The sequence below is a fragment of the Bacillus cabrialesii genome, assembly GCF_004124315.2.
Taxonomy (GTDB): domain Bacteria; phylum Bacillota; class Bacilli; order Bacillales; family Bacillaceae; genus Bacillus; species Bacillus cabrialesii.
In genome coordinates this window covers 2886829-2905685 of record NZ_CP096889.1, presented here as the reverse complement: position 1 = coordinate 2905685, position 18857 = coordinate 2886829, and the positions used below count along the sequence as shown (strand labels likewise).

Here is an 18857-nt window from a genome sequence, read left to right as displayed (position 1 = left end):
AACATTTGTTTCTTTTGAAAACCCGCCTTATAATGAAGAAAGAAACGGATCGTAATGAGAAAGAGGTGATAGCATGTCTTTTGTTCACCTGCAAGTGCATAGCGGGTACAGCCTGCTAAACAGCGCCGCGGCTGTGGAAGAGCTCGTCAAGGAAGCTGACAGGCTCGGATATGCGTCTTTGGCGCTGACAGATGATCATGTCATGTACGGAGCTATTCAATTTTATAAAGCATGCAAGGCCAGAGGGATCAACCCGATAATCGGTTTGACAGCTTCTATTTTTACAGATGATAACGAGCTTGAAGCCTACCCGCTCGTCCTGCTGGCCAAATCAAATACAGGCTATCAAAACCTGCTGAAAATCAGCAGCGTTCTGCAATCGAAATCAAAAGGCGGGCTAAAGCCGAAGTGGCTTCACAGTTATCGTGAAGGCATTATCGCGTTGACGCCCGGCGAAAAAGGATATATTGAAATGCTTCTTGAAGGAGGGCTGTTTGAACAGGCCTCTCAAGCCGCGCTTGAATTTCAGTCTATATTCGGCAAGGGAGCTTTTTATTTTTCCTATCAGCCTTTTAAAGGGGATCAAGCCTTGTCAGAGCAGATTCTGCGGCTGTCTGAAGAAACGGATATCCCTGTTGCGGCGACAGGCGATGTGCATTACATAAGGAAAGAAGATAAGGCCGCCTACCGCTGTCTGAAAGCGATTAAAGCAGGTGAAAAACTGACGGATGCACCCGCCGAAGATCTGCCTGATCTCGATTTGAAACCACTCGAAGAAATGCAAAACATTTATCGAGAGCATCCCGAGGCGCTGCAAGCTTCTGTTGAGATCGCGGAACAATGCCGGGTTGACGTCAGCCTCGGGCAGACCCGTCTCCCATCTTTTCCGACTCCAGACGGAACGTCCGCTGATGATTATTTAACGGACATCTGTATGGCAGGACTCCGCAGCCGCTTTGGCACGCCTGATGAACGATATCTTCGCCGTCTTCAATATGAGCTTGATGTCATCAAGCGGATGAAGTTCAGCGATTACTTTCTGATCGTATGGGATTTTATGAAGTACGCTCATGAAAAAGGGATTGTGACAGGGCCGGGAAGGGGTTCTGCGGCAGGTTCTCTTGTGGCATATGTGCTGTATATTACAGATGTTGATCCGATCAAACATCATCTGCTGTTTGAACGATTTTTAAATCCCGAACGCATCAGCATGCCGGATATTGATATTGATTTTCCGGATACAAGAAGGGATGAAGTCATTCAATACGTTCAGCAGAAATACGGTGAGATGCACGTCGCGCAGATTATCACCTTTGGAACACTTGCGGCAAAAGCGGCGCTTCGGGACGTCGGCAGGGTATTCGGCGTCAGCCCGAAGGAAGCAGATCAGCTTGCAAAACTCATTCCTTCAAGGCCGGGCATGACGCTGGATGAAGCGAGAAAGCAGTCGCCGCAGCTGGATAAGCGGCTTCGGGAGTCAAGCCTGCTTCAGCAAGTCTATACAATTGCCCGAAAAATAGAAGGGCTGCCAAGGCATGCATCAACCCACGCAGCAGGCGTTGTTCTGAGTGAAGAACCGTTAACGGATGTTGTCCCTCTTCAGGAAGGGCATGAAGGGATATATTTGACGCAATACGCGATGGATCATCTTGAAGACTTGGGCCTTCTAAAAATGGATTTCTTAGGCTTGCGCAATCTGACGCTGATTGAGTCCATCACTTCAATGATCGAAAAAGAAGAAAACATCAAAATAGATCTTTCAAGTATTTCCTATCGTGATGACAAAACGTTCTCCCTGCTGTCAAAAGGAGATACGACAGGGATTTTCCAGCTTGAATCTTCAGGGATGAGAAGTGTTCTGAAGCGGCTTAAGCCTTCAGGCCTGGAGGATATTGTGGCGGTCAATGCGCTGTACCGGCCTGGCCCGATGGAACATATTCCGTTATTTATCGACCGTAAACACGGCCGGGCGCCTGTTCACTATCCTCACGAAGATTTAAGGAGCATTTTGGAAGATACATATGGCGTCATAGTGTATCAGGAACAAATTATGATGATTGCTTCCCGTATGGCGGGATTTTCTTTAGGCGAAGCGGACCTGCTGAGACGGGCGGTCAGCAAAAAGAAAAAAGAAATCTTGGACAAAGAGCGAAGCCATTTTGTTGAAGGGTGCTTAAAAAAGGAGTATTCTGTAGACACTGCAAATGAAGTCTACGATTTAATCGTCAAATTCGCAAACTATGGCTTTAACCGAAGCCATGCGGTGGCATACAGCATGATCGGCTGCCAGCTTGCGTATTTGAAAGCTCATTATCCGTTGTATTTTATGTGCGGATTGCTGACAAGCGTCATTGGCAATGAGGATAAAATAGCTCAATATCTTTACGAAGCAAAGGGGAGCGGGATTCGTATCCTTCCTCCGTCAGTGAACAAAAGCAGTTTTCCGTTTACAGTTGAAGACGGATCTGTCAGATACAGCCTCCGCGCGATCAAAAGTGTAGGCGTCTCAGCAGTCAAAGATATATATAAAGCGAGAAAAGAGAAACCATTTGAAGATCTTTTCGATTTCTGCTTTCGCGTGCCGTCAAAAAGCGTAAATCGCAAAACGCTTGAAGCACTTATCTTTTCTGGTGCGATGGACGAATTCGGCCAAAACCGGGCCACGCTGCTCGCATCCATTGACGTTGCTTTGGAACACGCTGAGCTATTCGCCGCGGACGATGACCAAATGGGATTGTTTTTAGATGAATCGTATTCGATTAAGCCGAAGTATGTGGAGACAGAAGAGCTTCCGCTTGTGGATTTACTTGCGTTTGAAAAAGAAACGCTTGGCATTTATTTTTCAAATCATCCGCTTTCTGCCTACAGAAAACAGCTGGCTGCGCACGGAGCAGCGTCCATTTTGCAGGCCCGGCAGGCTGTCAAAAGGCAGCTTTCTCTCGGAGTCCTGCTGTCGAAGATCAAAACGATTCGGACGAAAACAGGTCAAAACATGGCGTTTTTAACGCTCAGTGACGAAACCGGCGAAATGGAAGCCGTAGTCTTCCCTGAACAATTCAGACAGCTTTCTCCCGTTTTAAGAGAAGGCGCTCTTTTGTTCACAGCGGGGAAATGTGAAGTAAGACAGGATAAGGTCCAGTTCATCTTGTCCCGGGCAGAGTTATTAGAAAATATGGATGCGGAAAAAGCGCCGTCGGTTTATATAAAAATAGAAAGCAGTCAGCACAGTCAGGAGATCCTGGCAAAGATTAAGCGCATTTTGCTGGAGCATAAAGGGGAAACAGGCGTTTATCTCTATTATGAAAAGCAAAAACAGACGATTAAGCTTCCTGAGTCGTTTCATATCGATGCGGATTACCAGGTGTTATATCGCTTAAAAGAGCTGTTGGGTCAAAAAAACGTCGTTTTAAAACAGTGGTAACGATTGGCTTTTTGTTATACAATTGGAGCGATTATGTGATCCTGTTTAAATATTCAGATAGATCAACTCCGCAGAATGCAGCAATCAACGCAGCAGTATACGAATCAAAAAAATAGCTATAAGGAGTGTTTAGGAGAATGTCATTAAGAGAAGAAGCATTACACCTTCATAAAGTCAATCAGGGGAAACTGGAGTCTAAATCGAAAGTAGAAGTAAGAAACGCGAAAGATTTAAGCCTTGCGTATTCCCCAGGTGTTGCAGAACCGTGTAAGGATATTCATGAAGACATTAACAAAGTATATGATTATACAATGAAGGGGAACATGGTAGCAGTTGTGACTGATGGTACAGCTGTTCTCGGCCTTGGAAATATCGGTCCTGAAGCCGCGCTTCCTGTTATGGAAGGGAAAGCAGTTCTTTTCAAAAGCTTTGCGGGCGTAGATGCGTTCCCGATTGCTTTAAACACAAACGACGTTGATAAAATCGTTGAAACGGTTAAATTGCTTGAACCGACATTTGGCGGCGTCAACCTTGAAGATATTGCAGCGCCAAACTGCTTTATCATTGAGGAGCGCCTCAAAAAAGAAACAAACATCCCGGTTTTCCATGATGATCAGCACGGAACTGCCATTGTAACGGTAGCAGGTCTTGTAAACGCCCTGAAACTGTCTGGAAAATCAATGTCATCCATTAAAGTTGTCGCAAATGGCGCCGGTGCGGCTGGTATTGCGATTATCAAGCTTCTTCACCATTATGGCGTACGTGACATCGTAATGTGCGATTCAAAAGGAGCGATTTATGAAGGACGCCCGCACGGCATGAACGATGTCAAAAACGAAGTGGCGAAATTCACGAACCAAGACCGCAAAGACGGTTCTCTGAAAGATGTTATCGTTGATGCTGATGTATTTATCGGCGTGTCTGTGGCAGGAGCGTTAACAAAAGAAATGGTTCAAAGCATGGCAAAAGATCCGATTATCTTTGCGATGGCAAATCCAAATCCGGAAATTATGCCGGAAGATGCGCGTGAAGCTGGCGCAAGCGTTATTGGAACGGGCCGTTCTGACTTCCCGAACCAAGTCAACAATGTTCTTGCATTCCCTGGTATTTTCCGCGGAGCGCTTGACGTTCGCGCCACTCATATTAACGAAGAGATGAAAGTCGCAGCGGTTGAAGCCATTGCATCTCTTGTTTCAGAAGATGAGCTAAGCGCAGAGTACGTTATCCCTGCACCGTTTGATAAACGTGTTGCGCCTGCTGTTGCGAAGGCTGTGGCAAAAGCGGCAATGGAAACAGGCGTTGCTCGAATCACTGTTGATCCTGAGGAAGTTGCTGAAAAAACGAGAAAACTTACGATTATTGGCGAATAATTTTAATTCATTCCAAAAATGGCAGCGCGTTGGCGGAGACCGGCGCGCTGTTCTCAAGTTAAACTGGCGGCTGAAATTTTTTTAATGGCTGGTCTTAAAAAAATTTCAGCCGTGTTTAACATTATTTTTGAATGCGTTACCAATCCTGTTATTGCAACGTCTTATCTGAAATCATCCGAACCTTTCCGAACACGTCATTGAATAAAAAGTTGTCGAATTGAGGATGACAGCGTTTGACAAAAAAAGTACAATAGTTTCGGTAAAGTTATTAGCAAGTCTATCTGTTTGATGACATGCGGTGAAGAGAACCCTTCACAAAAGGGAGGTAATCATTTGTTAAAGGATATATTCACTAAAAAGAAAAAATATGCTTCCGTACCGTCTGATCAAGCGAAGCACGATGTTCCGGAAGGCATTATGACAAAATGTCCTAAGTGTAAAAAAATCATGCTCACTAAAGAGTTGGATAAAAATATGCGGGTATGCATGAACTGCGATTATCATTTCCCGATGAACGCAAAACAGCGTGTCGAAAGCTTGATGGATGAACAATCCTTTGAGGAATTCAATCAGGGGATGTTATCGGAAAACCCGCTTGGTTTCCCGGGGTATCTGGAAAAGCTTGAAAAAGACCGCGAGAAAACATCCTTAAACGAGGCTATTGTGACAGGCAAGGGCACCATCGGCGGACACCCGGCTGTAGTCGCCGTCATGGATTCTTCATTCAGAATGGGCAGCATGGGTTCAGTCGTCGGAGAAAAAATCACGCTTGCGATTGAAAAAGCAAAGGCTGATAAAGTTCCGTTTATTATTTTTACGGCTTCAGGCGGCGCGAGAATGCAGGAAGGCATACTAAGCTTGATGCAGATGGCTAAGACAAGCTCTGCCTTAAAACTGTTCAGTGAAGAACAGGGCCTCATTATCTCAGTAATGACGCATCCGACTACCGGGGGCGTATCAGCAAGCTTTGCATCCCTTGGCGATTACAATTTTGCTGAGCCTGGCGCGCTGATCGGTTTTGCCGGAAGACGGATTATTGAACAGACAATAGGAGAAAAACTGCCTGAGGATTTTCAAACGGCTGAATTTTTATTAAAACATGGTCAGCTTGATGCGGTTATTCACCGCGACGACATGAAAAAAACGTTAGAAAATCTGCTGGATATCCATCAAACAGGAGGTGACATTGAGTGGCTGCAAGATTAGAATTTGAAAAACCGGTAATTGAACTGCAAACAAAAATCGCCGAACTAAAAAAATTCACCCAAGATTCCGATATGGATCTAAGTGCGGAAATCGCACGGCTCGAAGACCGACTCGCTAAGCTTCAGGATGATATTTACAAAAATCTGAAGCCTTGGGACCGGGTTCAAATCGCCCGTTTGGCGGACCGTCCGACAACGCTTGACTATATCGCACACCTGTTTACCGACTTTTTTGAATGTCACGGAGACAGAGCATACGGGGACGATGAAGCCATTGTCGGCGGGATTGCGAAGTTCCATGGCCTTCCTGTAACGGTAATCGGGCATCAGCGCGGCAAAGATACGAAGGAAAACCTTGTCCGCAATTTTGGGATGCCACACCCTGAAGGCTACCGAAAAGCGCTTCGACTTATGAAACAGGCTGACAAATTCAACAGACCGATTATCTGTTTTATTGATACGAAGGGTGCGTACCCTGGACGAGCAGCGGAGGAAAGAGGACAAAGCGAAGCCATTGCCAAAAACCTGTTTGAGATGGCCGGTCTTCGAGTGCCTGTTATCTGTATCGTCATCGGTGAAGGCGGAAGCGGCGGAGCCCTTGGTCTTGGTGTGGGAAACCACTTGCATATGCTGGAAAACTCTACTTATTCTGTTATTTCTCCGGAAGGTGCCGCGGCACTTTTATGGAAGGACTCCAGTCTTGCTAAAAAAGCAGCAGAAACAATGAAAATCACTGCGCCGGATTTAAAAGAATTAGGTATTATAGATCATATGATAAAAGAAGTAAAAGGCGGAGCGCACCACGATGTGAAGCTGCAGGCAAGTTATATGGACGAAACCCTTAAACAATCGTTAAAAACTTTGTTGAAGTTGAGTGAAGAAGAATTAGTTCAGCAACGCTATGAAAAATATAAAGCAATTGGCAAAGTCTCGGTTGAAGATCAATTTATCGGGGTAAACTAAATAAACGTGAAGCCTTTGGCTCACGTTTATTTTTTGTGACATTCCTTAAATTTTATTTAAAAACAATTTATTTAATTGTATAATAGGTAGGGTTTCATAGGGAGGATGGAGATCCCTTTTCATTGTTTTTAGGGCAATGATCATGTTATGTTTAATCATATATGTTGCTGAGGTGAATAGAGAATGAAACGTATAGGGGTATTAACGAGCGGCGGGGATTCCCCGGGAATGAACGCAGCAGTTCGCGCGGTAGTCAGAAAAGCGATTTATCATGACGTTGAAGTGTATGGCATTTACAATGGATACGCAGGATTGATAAGCGGAAAGATTGAAAAGCTTGAGCTCGGATCTGTCGGTGATATTATACATCGCGGAGGAACAAAGCTTTATACGGCAAGATGTCCTGAATTCAAAACGGTTGAAGGCCGTGAAAAAGGGATAGAGAACTTGAAGAAGCTTGGGATTGAAGGCCTTGTTGTCATTGGCGGAGACGGTTCCTATATGGGTGCGAAAAAATTAACGGAACACGGGTTTCCATGTGTAGGTGTACCGGGTACAATTGATAATGACATTCCGGGCACTGATTTTACAATCGGTTTCGATACAGCTTTAAATACAGTAATCGACGCAATTGATAAGATTCGCGATACAGCGACTTCTCATGAACGTACATATGTGATCGAAGTAATGGGCCGCCATGCCGGCGATATCGCATTGTGGGCCGGTCTTGCAGGGGGCGCGGAATCAATCTTAATCCCTGAGGCAGACTATGACATGCACGAAATCATTGCCCGCTTAAAACGCGGCCACGAACGCGGCAAGAAACACAGTATTATAATCGTTGCTGAAGGTGTAGGCAGCGGTGTTGAGTTCGGGAAACGCATTGAAGAAGAGACAAATCTTGAAACTAGGGTATCTGTATTGGGCCATATCCAGCGCGGAGGTTCTCCGAGCGCTGCTGACCGCGTGCTGGCAAGCCGTCTTGGCGCATATGCAGTTGAACTGCTGCTTGAAGGAAAAGGCGGACGCTGTGTAGGTATACAAAACAATAAGCTTGTAGACCATGATATTATAGAAATATTGGATACAAAACACACAGTTGAGCAAAACATGTATCAGCTTTCAAAAGAACTGTCAATTTAACGTACAGCTGAAGGCTGAAGATTTTAGAAGGAAGTGAACCAAATGAGAAAAACAAAAATTGTTTGTACTATTGGTCCGGCAAGTGAAAGTATTGAAATGCTTACGAAATTAATGGAGTCAGGAATGAACGTGGCTCGTTTGAATTTTTCTCACGGAGATTTTGAGGAGCATGGCGCAAGAATTAAAAATATCCGCGAAGCAAGCAAAAAGCTTGGCAAAAACGTCGGTATCCTCCTTGATACAAAAGGTCCTGAAATCCGCACACATACGATGGAAAACGGCGGCATTGAGCTTGAAACAGGCAAAGAGCTTATCGTTTCAATGGACGAGGTAGTAGGAACAACAGATAAGATTTCAGTGACATATGAAGGCTTAGTTGAAGACGTTGAAAAAGGTTCAACCATTCTGCTAGATGACGGACTTATCGGCCTTGAGGTGCTTGATGTTGATGCCGCAAAACGCGAAATCAAAACAAAAGTATTAAACAACGGAACACTCAAAAACAAAAAAGGTGTTAACGTACCGGGCGTAAGCGTCAACCTTCCTGGTATCACTGAAAAAGATGCGCGAGACATCGTTTTCGGTATTGAGCAGGGAGTAGACTTTATCGCAGCGTCTTTCGTACGCCGTTCTACGGACGTGCTTGAAATCCGTGAGCTTCTTGAAGAGCACAACGCTCAGGATATTCAAATCATCCCTAAAATTGAAAACCAAGAGGGCGTTGACAACATCGATTCTATTCTCGAAGTGTCTGACGGCTTAATGGTTGCACGCGGAGACTTAGGTGTGGAAATTCCAGCTGAAGAAGTGCCGCTCGTGCAAAAAGAACTAATCAAAAAATGCAATGCGCTTGGCAAACCTGTTATTACAGCGACACAAATGCTTGACAGCATGCAGCGCAACCCGCGTCCGACTCGTGCGGAAGCAAGTGACGTTGCAAACGCGATCTTCGACGGTACTGACGCAATCATGCTTTCTGGTGAAACAGCTGCCGGAAACTATCCGGTTGAGGCGGTTCAAACAATGCACAACATCGCTTCCCGTTCTGAAGAAGCTTTAAATTATAAAGAAATTCTTTCAAAACGCAGAGATCAAGTAGGCATGACGATTACAGACGCAATTGGACAATCTGTCGCACATACGGCGATTAACCTGAATGCTGCTGCGATCGTAACGCCGACTGAAAGCGGCCATACAGCGCGCATGATCGCGAAATACCGTCCGCAGGCGCCAATTGTCGCGGTTACTGTAAATGATTCTGTTTCCAGAAAACTTGCGCTTGTATCAGGCGTCTTCGCAGAAAGCGGCCAAAATGCGAACACAACAGATGAGATGCTTGAGGATGCTGTCCAAAATTCATTGAACAGCGGAATTGTAAAACACGGCGACCTAATCGTCATTACAGCAGGCACTGTCGGTGAGTCTGGCACTACGAACTTAATGAAAGTTTACACTGTCGGCGATATCATCGCTAAAGGCCAAGGCATTGGACGCAAATCAGCTTTCGGTCCGGTTGTCATCGCACAAAACGCAAAAGAAGCTGAGCAAAAAATGACTGACGGTGCGGTACTTGTTACCAAAAGCACTGACCGTGATATGATTGCATCTCTTGAAAAAGCGTCTGCCCTTATTACAGAAGAAGGCGGCTTAACAAGCCATGCTGCGGTAGTCGGATTAAGCCTTGGCATTCCGGTAATCGTTGGACTGGAAAATGCGACATCAATTCTGACAGAAGGCCAGGAAATTACAGTTGACGCTTCCAGAGGCGCTGTCTACCAAGGCCGTGCGAGCGTTCTTTAATCACAGATGAAAATGGAAGGGGAATCCCTTCCTTTTCTCTTTATCTTGCCTTATGCTGAACAGAGGCGTGTTACACGTGTGGGGGGGGCTTGGATATGAGATTTTTATTTTTGCTTTTTATTGTGTTCCCGGCAATAGAAATCGGCATATTCCTCTTTTCAGGCAAGCTGATCGGCATTTTGCCGACGGTACTTTTAATGATTTTGACAGGCATTATCGGCGCGACAGCTGCAAAGAAACAAGGAACCGAAGTGTATTACAAGGTTCAGCGTGATCTTCAATATGGCAAAATGCCTGGGGAAGCGATTGCTGACGGATTATGCATTTTCATTGGCGGTCTATTGCTGATGCTTCCGGGCTTTTTATCAGATTTGGCCGGGGCCTGTCTGCTCATCCCGTTTACCCGCAGCTGGTGTAAGCCGATTCTGTTCAAATGGCTGAGAGGAATGTCGAAGAACAAGCGGATTATCGTCAAATAAAAAACGGCAGCCATGCAACATGGGCTGCTTTTTATTTTTGCTGAACGGTGATGTAGGACCAAATTTCCTTTAATGCGCCTGTTGTGATGAAGGCTTGAATGATGACCAGAACAGCCGGCCCGGCAATCAGTCCTAAAAACCCGAATAATTTAAAGCCGGCAAACAGCGCAATAAGCGTTGCCAGCGGATCGATCCCGATAGACTTACTAAGAATTTTAGGTTCTGTCAGCTGCCGCTGAATCAGAACGACGAGGTACAGCACCCCGATTCCGATCGCGTGGGGCAGCTGGCCCGTAACCGATAGATATAAAATCCACGGCACAAACACGGAGCCCGCACCTAAGTAAGGGAGTAGATCAACAAGCCCGATTAAAAAAGCAATTGTTGCCGCGTGCTCGACTTTTAAGAGAGAAAGGCCGATAAATACAATGATCATCGTGATGAAAACGAGAACGGCCTGCGCTTTGATAAAACCGGTCATTGCTTTTTTTAATTCACTGCTGATCGCCTCGCTGTTAGCTGTAACCCGATCCGGCAGAACCGAAACGAGCATGGCTTTCAGCTTGTGCCAATCCTTTGTCATAAAAAATGTTGCGAGAAGAGAAAAAATCAGAACAGCCGCTGTGTTTGGGAGAAGCGCGAAAAACTTCGGGATCATTTCTAGAATGTGGGAAAGCAGCAGCCCGGCATTTTTAGCGGCGGAATCACCAAGTGCCTGAATATGAGTAACGATGGAAGCCTGCTGATTGGTCTCCAATTCTTGAAACAAAAGGGTCAGTTCGTTATAGAGCGGCTGGATATGAGTCGTAAACAATTTTTCGCAATATGAGATAAACGTGCTGATATGCGGAGGCAGCGTTTTTGCAAGATAGGCTGTTCCTGTTACGATTTCGGCGACAAGAATGGTGAGCACGCCGAAGGCCGCGAGCAGAAAAAAAGCAAGCACGCCCAGAACGTTTATCGTTCGGGGGAATCCTGTCACTTTGTCTAAATAGTCGACAACAGGATGAATCGCTGATGAAAGAATAAGAGCGATCAGGAACGGATAAGTTAACGGAAACGAATAATAGGCCGCAGCAATCGATCCTGCGGTAATTGAGATGACAAAGAGGGTTCTGAAAAAAATAGTGATATAAGATTGATTCACGATAACGGTCCTCCTCTCGTCAGCATGTCCTATTTTTTATATGTATTCACGCTCCGGCTGAATATGAATACATTCATCTTAAAGGAGGGATGGCATGTGTTTACACAAGCGAATTTATTTTTAATTTTACTCTTGGCTATTGCACTTATCGCAAAAAACCAATCATTGCTCTTTGCTGTATCCGTCCTTTTGATCATCAAAATCGTTGGGCTTGACCAAAAAATATTTCCAACCATCCAGTCAAAAGGCATTAACTGGGGTGTGACCGTTATTACCATCGCCGTTCTTGTTCCGATTGCAACGGGAGAAATCGGATTTAAGCAGCTTGGAGAAGCGATGCGGTCTTCCTACGCATGGATCGCCTTGGGAGCGGGTATCGCAGTGGCGCTGATTGCCAAAAACGGCTTGACTCTGCTGGAAAATGACCCGCATATTACAACTGCCCTTGTGATCGGGACCATTCTCGCAGTCGCGCTTTTTGGCGGAGTAGCGGTGGGGCCGCTGATCGGAGCGGGGATTGCTTATATTGCCATGCAGCTCGTAAAACTGTTCACTTCATAGAAAAAGCGGCCCTCAGGCCGCTTTTTTTGTATGCAAAAACCCACATATAAAGGCGTTTTTTAGGGGAAATCACAGAATGAAAAAAAAATTATAGGTAAACATTTAACAAATGTCTGATTATTGTTTATAATGAGAATAGGCTTAAACTTAAATAAGCTTATAAGAATTTGTTATGTTCTTTCATAAGCAAAGGGTTTCAGTACCAGCAGGCAGTAAAATGTAAGCATTTTCTTTTTGGGGGAGAGAGATACTTGCATCATGCTTTTTAAGTAAGCCTCATGTTTTTACAACACTCTTAAAGGGGAAATTTATTGAAAAGGAGATGTTATATATGACAGCGACACGCGGTCTTGAAGGGGTTGTAGCAACAACATCATCTGTTAGTTCTATTATTGATGATACCCTTACATATGTGGGGTATGATATCGATGATTTAACAGAGAATGCAAGTTTTGAAGAAATCATCTATTTGCTTTGGCATTTAAGGCTGCCAAATAAAAAAGAGCTTGAAGAGTTAAAGCAGCAGCTTGCAAAGGAAGCTGCCGTTCCGCAAGAAATTATTGAGCACTTCAAATCTTATTCCCTCGAAAATGTTCATCCCATGGCTGCTCTTCGGACAGCAATTTCATTACTAGGCCTGCTTGACAGTGAGGCTGATATCATGAACCCGGAAGCCAACTACAGAAAGGCGATCCGCCTTCAGGCAAAGGTGCCTGGCCTTGTTGCAGCGTTTTCCAGAATCCGCAAGGGCTTGGAGCCTGTTGAACCAAGAGAAGACTATGGCATTGCCGAGAATTTTCTCTACACATTAAACGGTGAAGAGCCTTCGCCAATTGAGGTTGAAGCCTTTAACAAAGCATTGATTTTACATGCTGACCACGAGCTGAACGCATCAACATTTACAGCAAGGGTCTGCGTCGCAACACTTTCTGATATCTATTCAGGAATTACCGCGGCGATCGGCGCGCTGAAAGGCCCTCTTCACGGCGGTGCGAATGAAGGCGTGATGAAAATGCTGACAGAAATCGGTGAAGTGGAAAACGCTGAGCCGTACATCCGCGCGAAGCTGGAAAAGAAGGAAAAAATCATGGGATTCGGCCATCGCGTGTATAAGCATGGCGACCCGCGCGCGAAGCATCTGAAAGAAATGAGCAAGCGCCTGACCAACCTGACAGGCGAAAGCAAATGGTATGAGATGTCGATTCGCATAGAAGAGATCGTCACTTCAGAGAAAAAGCTTCCGCCTAACGTTGATTTCTATTCGGCTTCTGTTTATCACAGTCTCGGGATTGACCACGATTTGTTTACACCGATTTTTGCTGTAAGCAGAATGTCCGGCTGGCTCGCTCATATTCTTGAGCAGTATGACAACAACCGTCTGATCCGCCCGCGCGCAGATTACACAGGCCCTGATAAACAAGCATTTGTTCCGATTGAAGAAAGAGCCTAAAGAACCATTGGAGGCTGGCTTGCGTTAATGAGGTTAGCCTCTTGTTCAGAACATCAAACATGGTTTACACTTTAAATTGAATGTTGAGAAAAATCATTTTGTTTTCTATATAAGAAAAATAAAATGTTTTCTAAATATGAATTACATACTGGGAGGTTTTTATTGTGGCACAAGGTGAAAAAATTACAGTCTCTAACGGAGTATTAAACGTACCAAACAACCCGATTATCCCATTTATCGAAGGAGACGGAACCGGTCCGGATATTTGGAACGCGGCTTCGAAGGTTTTGGAAGCAGCAGTTGAAAAAGCATACAAAGGCGAAAAGAAAATCACGTGGAAAGAAGTTTATGCCGGAGAAAAGGCTTATAATAAAACAGGTGAGTGGCTTCCTGCTGAAACATTAGATGTGATCCGCGAATATTTCATCGCGATTAAAGGGCCGTTAACGACACCTGTCGGCGGCGGTATCCGTTCTTTGAACGTAGCGCTCAGACAAGAGCTTGACCTATTCGTCTGCTTAAGACCTGTAAGATACTTTACTGGAGTGCCGTCACCGGTAAAACGCCCTGAAGATACTGATATGGTCATCTTCCGTGAAAATACAGAAGATATTTACGCGGGAATCGAGTACGCAAAAGGCTCTGAGGAAGTGCAAAAGCTTATCAGCTTCCTGCAAAATGAGTTGAACGTCAGCAAAATCCGTTTCCCTGAGACATCAGGTATCGGCATTAAGCCTGTTTCTGAAGAAGGAACAAGCCGTTTGGTCAGAGCTGCAATTGATTATGCGATCGAGCATGGCCGCAAATCTGTAACGCTTGTTCACAAAGGAAACATCATGAAGTTCACAGAAGGCGCCTTCAAAAACTGGGGCTATGAACTTGCTGAAAGAGAATACGGCGAAAAAGTCTTCACATGGGCTCAATATGACCGCATTGCTGAAGAACAAGGAAAAGACGCTGCCAACAAAGCGCAAAGCGAAGCGGAGGCAGCAGGCAAGATCATTGTCAAAGACAGCATTGCTGACATTTTCCTTCAGCAGATCTTGACGCGTCCGAACGAATTTGATGTCGTTGCGACAATGAACTTGAACGGAGATTACATCTCTGATGCGCTTGCTGCGCAAGTCGGCGGAATCGGTATTGCTCCTGGAGCGAACATCAACTATGAAACAGGACATGCGATTTTCGAGGCGACACACGGAACGGCTCCTAAATATGCAGGCCTTGATAAAGTAAACCCATCTTCAGTTATTCTTTCAGGCGTTCTGCTTCTTGAACATTTAGGATGGAACGAAGCGGCGGATTTGGTTATCAAATCTATGGAAAAAACAATCGCTTCCAAAGTCGTAACTTACGATTTTGCCAGATTAATGGACGGCGCGACTGAAGTGAAATGTTCAGAGTTCGGAGAAGAACTGATTAAAAACATGGACTAAGCAAGGAAACAGCCTAAAACTAGCCATAAAGGAGAAGAGAGACATGGGAAATACTCGTAAAAAAGTTTCTGTTATCGGAGCAGGTTTTACCGGAGCGACAACCGCATTTTTAATCGCCCAAAAAGAGCTGGCAGACGTTGTTCTCGTTGATATTCCGCAATTGGAGAACCCGACAAAGGGAAAAGCGCTTGATATGTTTGAAGCTAGCCCTGTACAAGGCTTTGACGCAAAAATTACGGGAACATCCAATTATGAGGATACAGCGGGTTCTGACATTGTTGTCATTACAGCCGGTATCGCAAGAAAACCTGGTATGAGCAGAGATGATCTGGTCTCTACCAACGAAAAAATTATGAGAAGCGTTACACGAGAAATCGTAAAATATTCTCCTGACTCTATCATTGTGGTGCTGACAAATCCTGTTGATGCGATGACATACGCGGTGTATAAAGAATCGGGCTTCCCTAAAGAGCGCGTAATCGGCCAGTCCGGTGTGCTTGATACAGCAAGATTCAGAACATTCGTGGCAGAGGAATTAAACCTGTCAGTGAAAGACGTGACTGGTTTCGTTCTTGGCGGACACGGTGACGATATGGTGCCGCTTGTGCGTTATTCTTATGCCGGCGGTATTCCGCTTGAAACCCTCATTCCGAAAGAACGGATTGACGCCATTGTGGAGCGCACTAGAAAAGGCGGAGGCGAAATCGTGAATCTTCTAGGAAACGGAAGCGCGTATTATGCGCCTGCGGCTTCACTGACAGAAATGGTCGAAGCGATCTTGAAAGATCAGCGCCGCGTCCTCCCTACAATTGCTTATCTTGAAGGGGAATACGGCTATGAAGGCATCTACCTTGGTGTTCCTACAATTGTAGGCGGCAACGGTCTTGAGCAAATCATTGAACTTGAACTGACAGACTATGAAAGAGCACAGCTGAATAAATCAGTTGAATCTGTCAAAAATGTCATGAAAGTATTATCTTAATAAAAAGAGAGAAAGGCTTGCTTGATAGAGCCTTTCTCTTTTTACTATAAATGAAAGCGTTATCATTCCCTTCTTTATTTCTTTTGAAAATGATGTAAAAGGCGAATTGTCGGAATGTCCTGCTTTCGCTAAAATAAAATCATGAAACATGTTAAGATGACATAAAATAGAGAAATAGGATGTCGGGGAATTTGATACTGGAGGCACAGCATGAATAAGAAAATTTTAGTTGTGGATGATGAAGAATCTATTGTTACTCTTTTACAGTACAATTTGGAACGGTCAGGCTATCATGTCATTACCGCCTCGGATGGGGAAGAAGCACTCAAAAAAGCGGAAACAGAGAAGCCTGATTTGATTGTGCTTGATGTGATGCTTCCAAAATTGGACGGAATCGAAGTATGCAAGCAGCTGAGACAGCAAAAACTGATGTTTCCGATTTTAATGCTGACAGCGAAGGATGAAGAATTCGACAAAGTATTAGGGCTTGAGCTCGGTGCTGATGATTATATGACCAAGCCTTTCAGTCCAAGAGAAGTCAATGCAAGAGTCAAAGCGATTTTGAGGCGTTCGGAAATGGCTGCGCCCTCTAGTGAAATGAAGAACGCTGAAATTGAAGGTCAAATCGTCATTGGCGATCTGAAAATCCTGCCTGATCATTATGAAGCGTACTTTAAAGAAGATCAGCTTGAGCTGACACCGAAAGAATTCGAACTGCTGCTCTATTTGGGCAGACATAAAGGCAGAGTGCTGACGAGAGATCTGCTGCTGAGCGCTGTCTGGAATTATGATTTTGCCGGAGATACGAGAATTGTTGATGTGCATATCAGCCATCTCCGCGACAAAATTGAAAACAATACGAAAAAACCGATCTATATTAAAACGATTAGAGGATTGGGGTATAAACTGGAGGAGCCAAAAATGAATGAATAAATACCGTGTGCGCCTTTATTCTGTACTCGTTGTCTGTATGATTCTGGTGTTCAGTGTCCTCGGGCTGTTTTTGCAGCAGCTCTTTGAAACATCTGATCAAAGGAAAGCAGAGGAACACATTGAAAAAGAAGCCAAGTACATGGCTTCGCTTCTTGATGCCGGCAATTTGAATGATCAAGCAAATGAGAAAATCATTAAAGATGCAGGCGGCGCGCTTGATGTGAGCGCATCCGTTATCGATACAGACGGCAAGGTGCTGTACGGATCAAACGGGAGAGCGGCAGATTCTCAAAAGATACAGGCGCTTGTTTCCGGACATGACGGTGTTCTTTCAACAGCGGACAACAAGCTTTATTACGGACTCCCGCTTAAGAACGAAGGTGAAAAAACAGGATATGTGCTGCTTTCTGCCTCTGAAAAAAGCTACGGTTTGAAAGGCGAAATGTGGGGGATGCTGACGGCCAGTCTTTGTACCGCTTTTATTGTCATTGTTTATTTTTATTCCAGTATGACCTCACGTTATAAAAGGTCAATTGAAGCAGCGACAAACGTAGCAACAGAACTGTCCAAGGGGAACTACGATGCCCGGACGTACGGCGGCTATATCAGGCGCTCTGATAAGCTCGGCCGTGCAATGAACAGCCTTGCCGTTGATCTGATGGAAATGACGAGAACGCAGGAAATGCAGCGCGACCGCCTGCTGACAGTCATTGAAAATATCGGCTCCGGGCTGATTATGATCGACGGAAGAGGCTTTATCAATCTCGTAAACAGGTCTTACGCCAAGCAATTTCATATCAATCCGAATCAGATGCTTCGCCGTCTTTATCATGATGCATTTGAACATGAAGAAGTGATCCAGCTTGTCGAAGACATTTTTATGACGGAGACTAAGAAATGCAAGCTGTTAAGGCTTCCGATCAAAATTGAACGGCGATATTTTGAAGTGGACGGCGTGCCGATTATGGGACCGGACGATGAATGGAAAGGAATTGTGCTCGTTTTCCATGACATGACGGAGACGAAGAAATTAGAGCAGATGAGAAAGGATTTTGTGGCTAATGTTTCTCATGAGCTGAAAACGCCGATTACATCTATTAAAGGGTTTACGGAGACGTTATTGGACGGAGCGATGGAGGACAAAGAGGCGCTTTCTGAGTTTCTCTCTATTATTCTGAAGGAAAGCGAAAGGCTTCAGTCTTTGGTTCAGGATCTCCTGGATCTCTCAAAAATCGAGCAGCAAAATTTTACGCTCAGCACCGAAACGTTTGAGCCGGCCAAAATGCTTGGTGAGATTGAAACGCTGCTTAAGCATAAGGCGGATGAGAAAGGCATCTCCTTACAACTGAATGTCCCGAAAGACCCGCTCTATGTATCGGGTGACCCGTACAGGCTGAAACAGGTTTTTCTTAATCTCGTAAACAATGCGTTAACCTATACGCCTGAGAGGGGTTCTGTAGCAATCAATGTAAAGCCCGGAGAAAAAGACATTCAGATAGAAGTTGCCGATTCCGGAATTGGAATTCAGAAAGAAGAAATTCCGCGCATCTTTGAACGTTTTTACCGCGTAGATAAAGACAGAAGCAGGAATTCGGGCGGAACCGGATTGGGCCTTGCGATCGTAAAGCATTTAATAGAGGCGCATGAAGGGAAAATCGATGTCACAAGCGAGCCGGGGCGGGGCACGGTCTTTACCGTGACGCTGAAACGGGCCGCTGAAAAGTCCGCCTAATGTTTACAAAGGTTTAACAATATCTTCATGCACTGTTAAACCTATGCTGGTAGGATGTAGTAGAACCCCTTCATCCAAGGAGCCAATTTTGACGGCGGGAACCATTTTGTGTTCCCGTCCTTTTTTGTGTCTTCTCTTTTAGTTCACGTATTTTCCTTTCAAATTGAACTTTGTTAAAATAAGAGGAGCTAAAGACTATGTAAGAGATGAATGGAAGCTTGAGAGGCTTCTTAGG

At 44.9% G+C, this 18857-nt stretch carries 14 protein-coding genes; 13 read left to right on the top strand and 1 reads right to left on the bottom strand.

Going from position 1 to position 18857, the window contains the following annotated elements; translation table 11 throughout:
- Positions 1–73: 73 nt before the first annotated feature.
- The 7 genes from dnaE to EFK13_RS14835 all read left to right on the top strand — a co-directional run bounded on the left by dnaE (position 74) and on the right by EFK13_RS14835 (position 10381).
- On the top strand, positions 74–3421 hold the full coding sequence (dnaE, locus tag EFK13_RS14865) for a DNA polymerase III subunit alpha (RefSeq protein ID WP_129507935.1): 3348 nt from the start codon (positions 74–76) through the stop codon (positions 3419–3421).
- A gap of 137 nt (positions 3422–3558) precedes the next feature.
- The gene (gene ystJ / locus EFK13_RS14860) at positions 3559–4791 is read left to right on the top strand and encodes an NADP-dependent malic enzyme (protein ID WP_129507936.1); all 1233 of its coding nucleotides are present in this window, start codon (positions 3559–3561) and stop codon (positions 4789–4791) included.
- Positions 4792–5124: 333 nt separating this feature from the next.
- Positions 5125–5997, top strand: coding sequence for an acetyl-CoA carboxylase, carboxyltransferase subunit beta (gene accD, locus EFK13_RS14855; protein ID WP_129507937.1), 873 nt, complete (start codon positions 5125–5127; stop codon positions 5995–5997).
- Positions 5982–6959: an acetyl-CoA carboxylase carboxyl transferase subunit alpha gene (gene accA / locus EFK13_RS14850; protein ID WP_129507938.1), complete on the top strand. Its 978-nt coding sequence runs from the start codon at positions 5982–5984 to the stop codon at positions 6957–6959. Before accD ends, accA begins: the two co-directional genes overlap by 16 nt.
- A gap of 183 nt (positions 6960–7142) precedes the next feature.
- Positions 7143–8102 carry a 6-phosphofructokinase gene (gene pfkA / locus EFK13_RS14845; protein WP_003223547.1) on the top strand — a complete coding sequence of 320 codons (960 nt, stop codon included), beginning with the start codon at positions 7143–7145 and terminating at the stop codon, positions 8100–8102.
- 42 nt (positions 8103–8144) lie between these two features.
- A complete protein-coding gene (pyk, locus tag EFK13_RS14840) occupies positions 8145–9902 on the top strand; it encodes a pyruvate kinase (RefSeq protein WP_129507939.1) in 1758 nt (585 codons plus the stop codon).
- Positions 9903–9997: 95 nt separating this feature from the next.
- Positions 9998–10381, top strand: a complete 384-nt coding sequence (locus EFK13_RS14835; protein ID WP_129507940.1) for an FxsA family protein — start codon at positions 9998–10000, stop codon at positions 10379–10381.
- A 31-nt stretch (positions 10382–10412) separates the two neighbouring features.
- On the opposite strand, the gene ytvI is transcribed toward EFK13_RS14835, so the two are convergent.
- Positions 10413–11528, bottom strand: a complete 1116-nt coding sequence (gene ytvI, locus EFK13_RS14830) for a sporulation integral membrane protein YtvI (RefSeq protein WP_129507941.1) — start codon at positions 11526–11528, stop codon at positions 10413–10415.
- Positions 11529–11624: 96 nt separating this feature from the next.
- On the opposite strand from ytvI, the gene EFK13_RS14825 reads away from it, so the two are divergent.
- The 6 genes from EFK13_RS14825 (at position 11625) to phoR (ending at position 18622) form a co-directional block, all read left to right on the top strand.
- A complete protein-coding gene (locus EFK13_RS14825; RefSeq protein WP_044153881.1) occupies positions 11625–12089 on the top strand; it encodes a DUF441 domain-containing protein in 465 nt (154 codons plus the stop codon).
- A gap of 331 nt (positions 12090–12420) precedes the next feature.
- Positions 12421–13539, top strand: a complete 1119-nt coding sequence (gene citZ, locus EFK13_RS14820; RefSeq protein ID WP_124043412.1) for a citrate synthase — start codon at positions 12421–12423, stop codon at positions 13537–13539.
- A gap of 164 nt (positions 13540–13703) precedes the next feature.
- Positions 13704–14975 (top strand): NADP-dependent isocitrate dehydrogenase, encoded by a 1272-nt coding sequence (icd, locus tag EFK13_RS14815; protein WP_129507942.1) that lies wholly within the window; start codon positions 13704–13706, stop codon positions 14973–14975.
- 43 nt (positions 14976–15018) lie between these two features.
- Positions 15019–15957, top strand: a complete 939-nt coding sequence (gene mdh / locus EFK13_RS14810; protein WP_003223559.1) for a malate dehydrogenase — start codon at positions 15019–15021, stop codon at positions 15955–15957.
- Between the two features lie 210 nt (positions 15958–16167).
- Positions 16168–16890, top strand: coding sequence for a two-component system response regulator PhoP (gene phoP, locus EFK13_RS14805; RefSeq protein WP_129507943.1), 723 nt, complete (start codon positions 16168–16170; stop codon positions 16888–16890).
- Positions 16883–18622, top strand: a complete 1740-nt coding sequence (phoR, locus tag EFK13_RS14800; RefSeq protein ID WP_129507944.1) for a sensory box histidine kinase PhoR — start codon at positions 16883–16885, stop codon at positions 18620–18622. The genes phoP and phoR overlap by 8 nt, the downstream gene beginning before the upstream one ends.
- Positions 18623–18857 lie beyond the last annotated feature (235 nt).

What these genes read in the sequence shown, in the direction of transcription:
- EFK13_RS14835 (WP_129507940.1), top strand. Translation starts at nt 9,998, where the DNA reads ATGAGATTTTTATTTTTGCTTTTTATTGTGTTCCCGGCAATAGAAATC.
- citZ (WP_124043412.1), top strand. Translation starts at nt 12,421, where the DNA reads ATGACAGCGACACGCGGTCTTGAAGGGGTTGTAGCAACAACATCATCT.
- dnaE (WP_129507935.1), top strand. Translation starts at nt 74, where the DNA reads ATGTCTTTTGTTCACCTGCAAGTGCATAGCGGGTACAGCCTGCTAAAC.
- phoR (WP_129507944.1), top strand. Translation starts at nt 16,883, where the DNA reads ATGAATAAATACCGTGTGCGCCTTTATTCTGTACTCGTTGTCTGTATG.
- pfkA (WP_003223547.1), top strand. Translation starts at nt 7,143, where the DNA reads ATGAAACGTATAGGGGTATTAACGAGCGGCGGGGATTCCCCGGGAATG.
- phoP (WP_129507943.1), top strand. Translation starts at nt 16,168, where the DNA reads ATGAATAAGAAAATTTTAGTTGTGGATGATGAAGAATCTATTGTTACT.
- pyk (WP_129507939.1), top strand. Translation starts at nt 8,145, where the DNA reads ATGAGAAAAACAAAAATTGTTTGTACTATTGGTCCGGCAAGTGAAAGT.
- mdh (WP_003223559.1), top strand. Translation starts at nt 15,019, where the DNA reads ATGGGAAATACTCGTAAAAAAGTTTCTGTTATCGGAGCAGGTTTTACC.
- ystJ (WP_129507936.1), top strand. Translation starts at nt 3,559, where the DNA reads ATGTCATTAAGAGAAGAAGCATTACACCTTCATAAAGTCAATCAGGGG.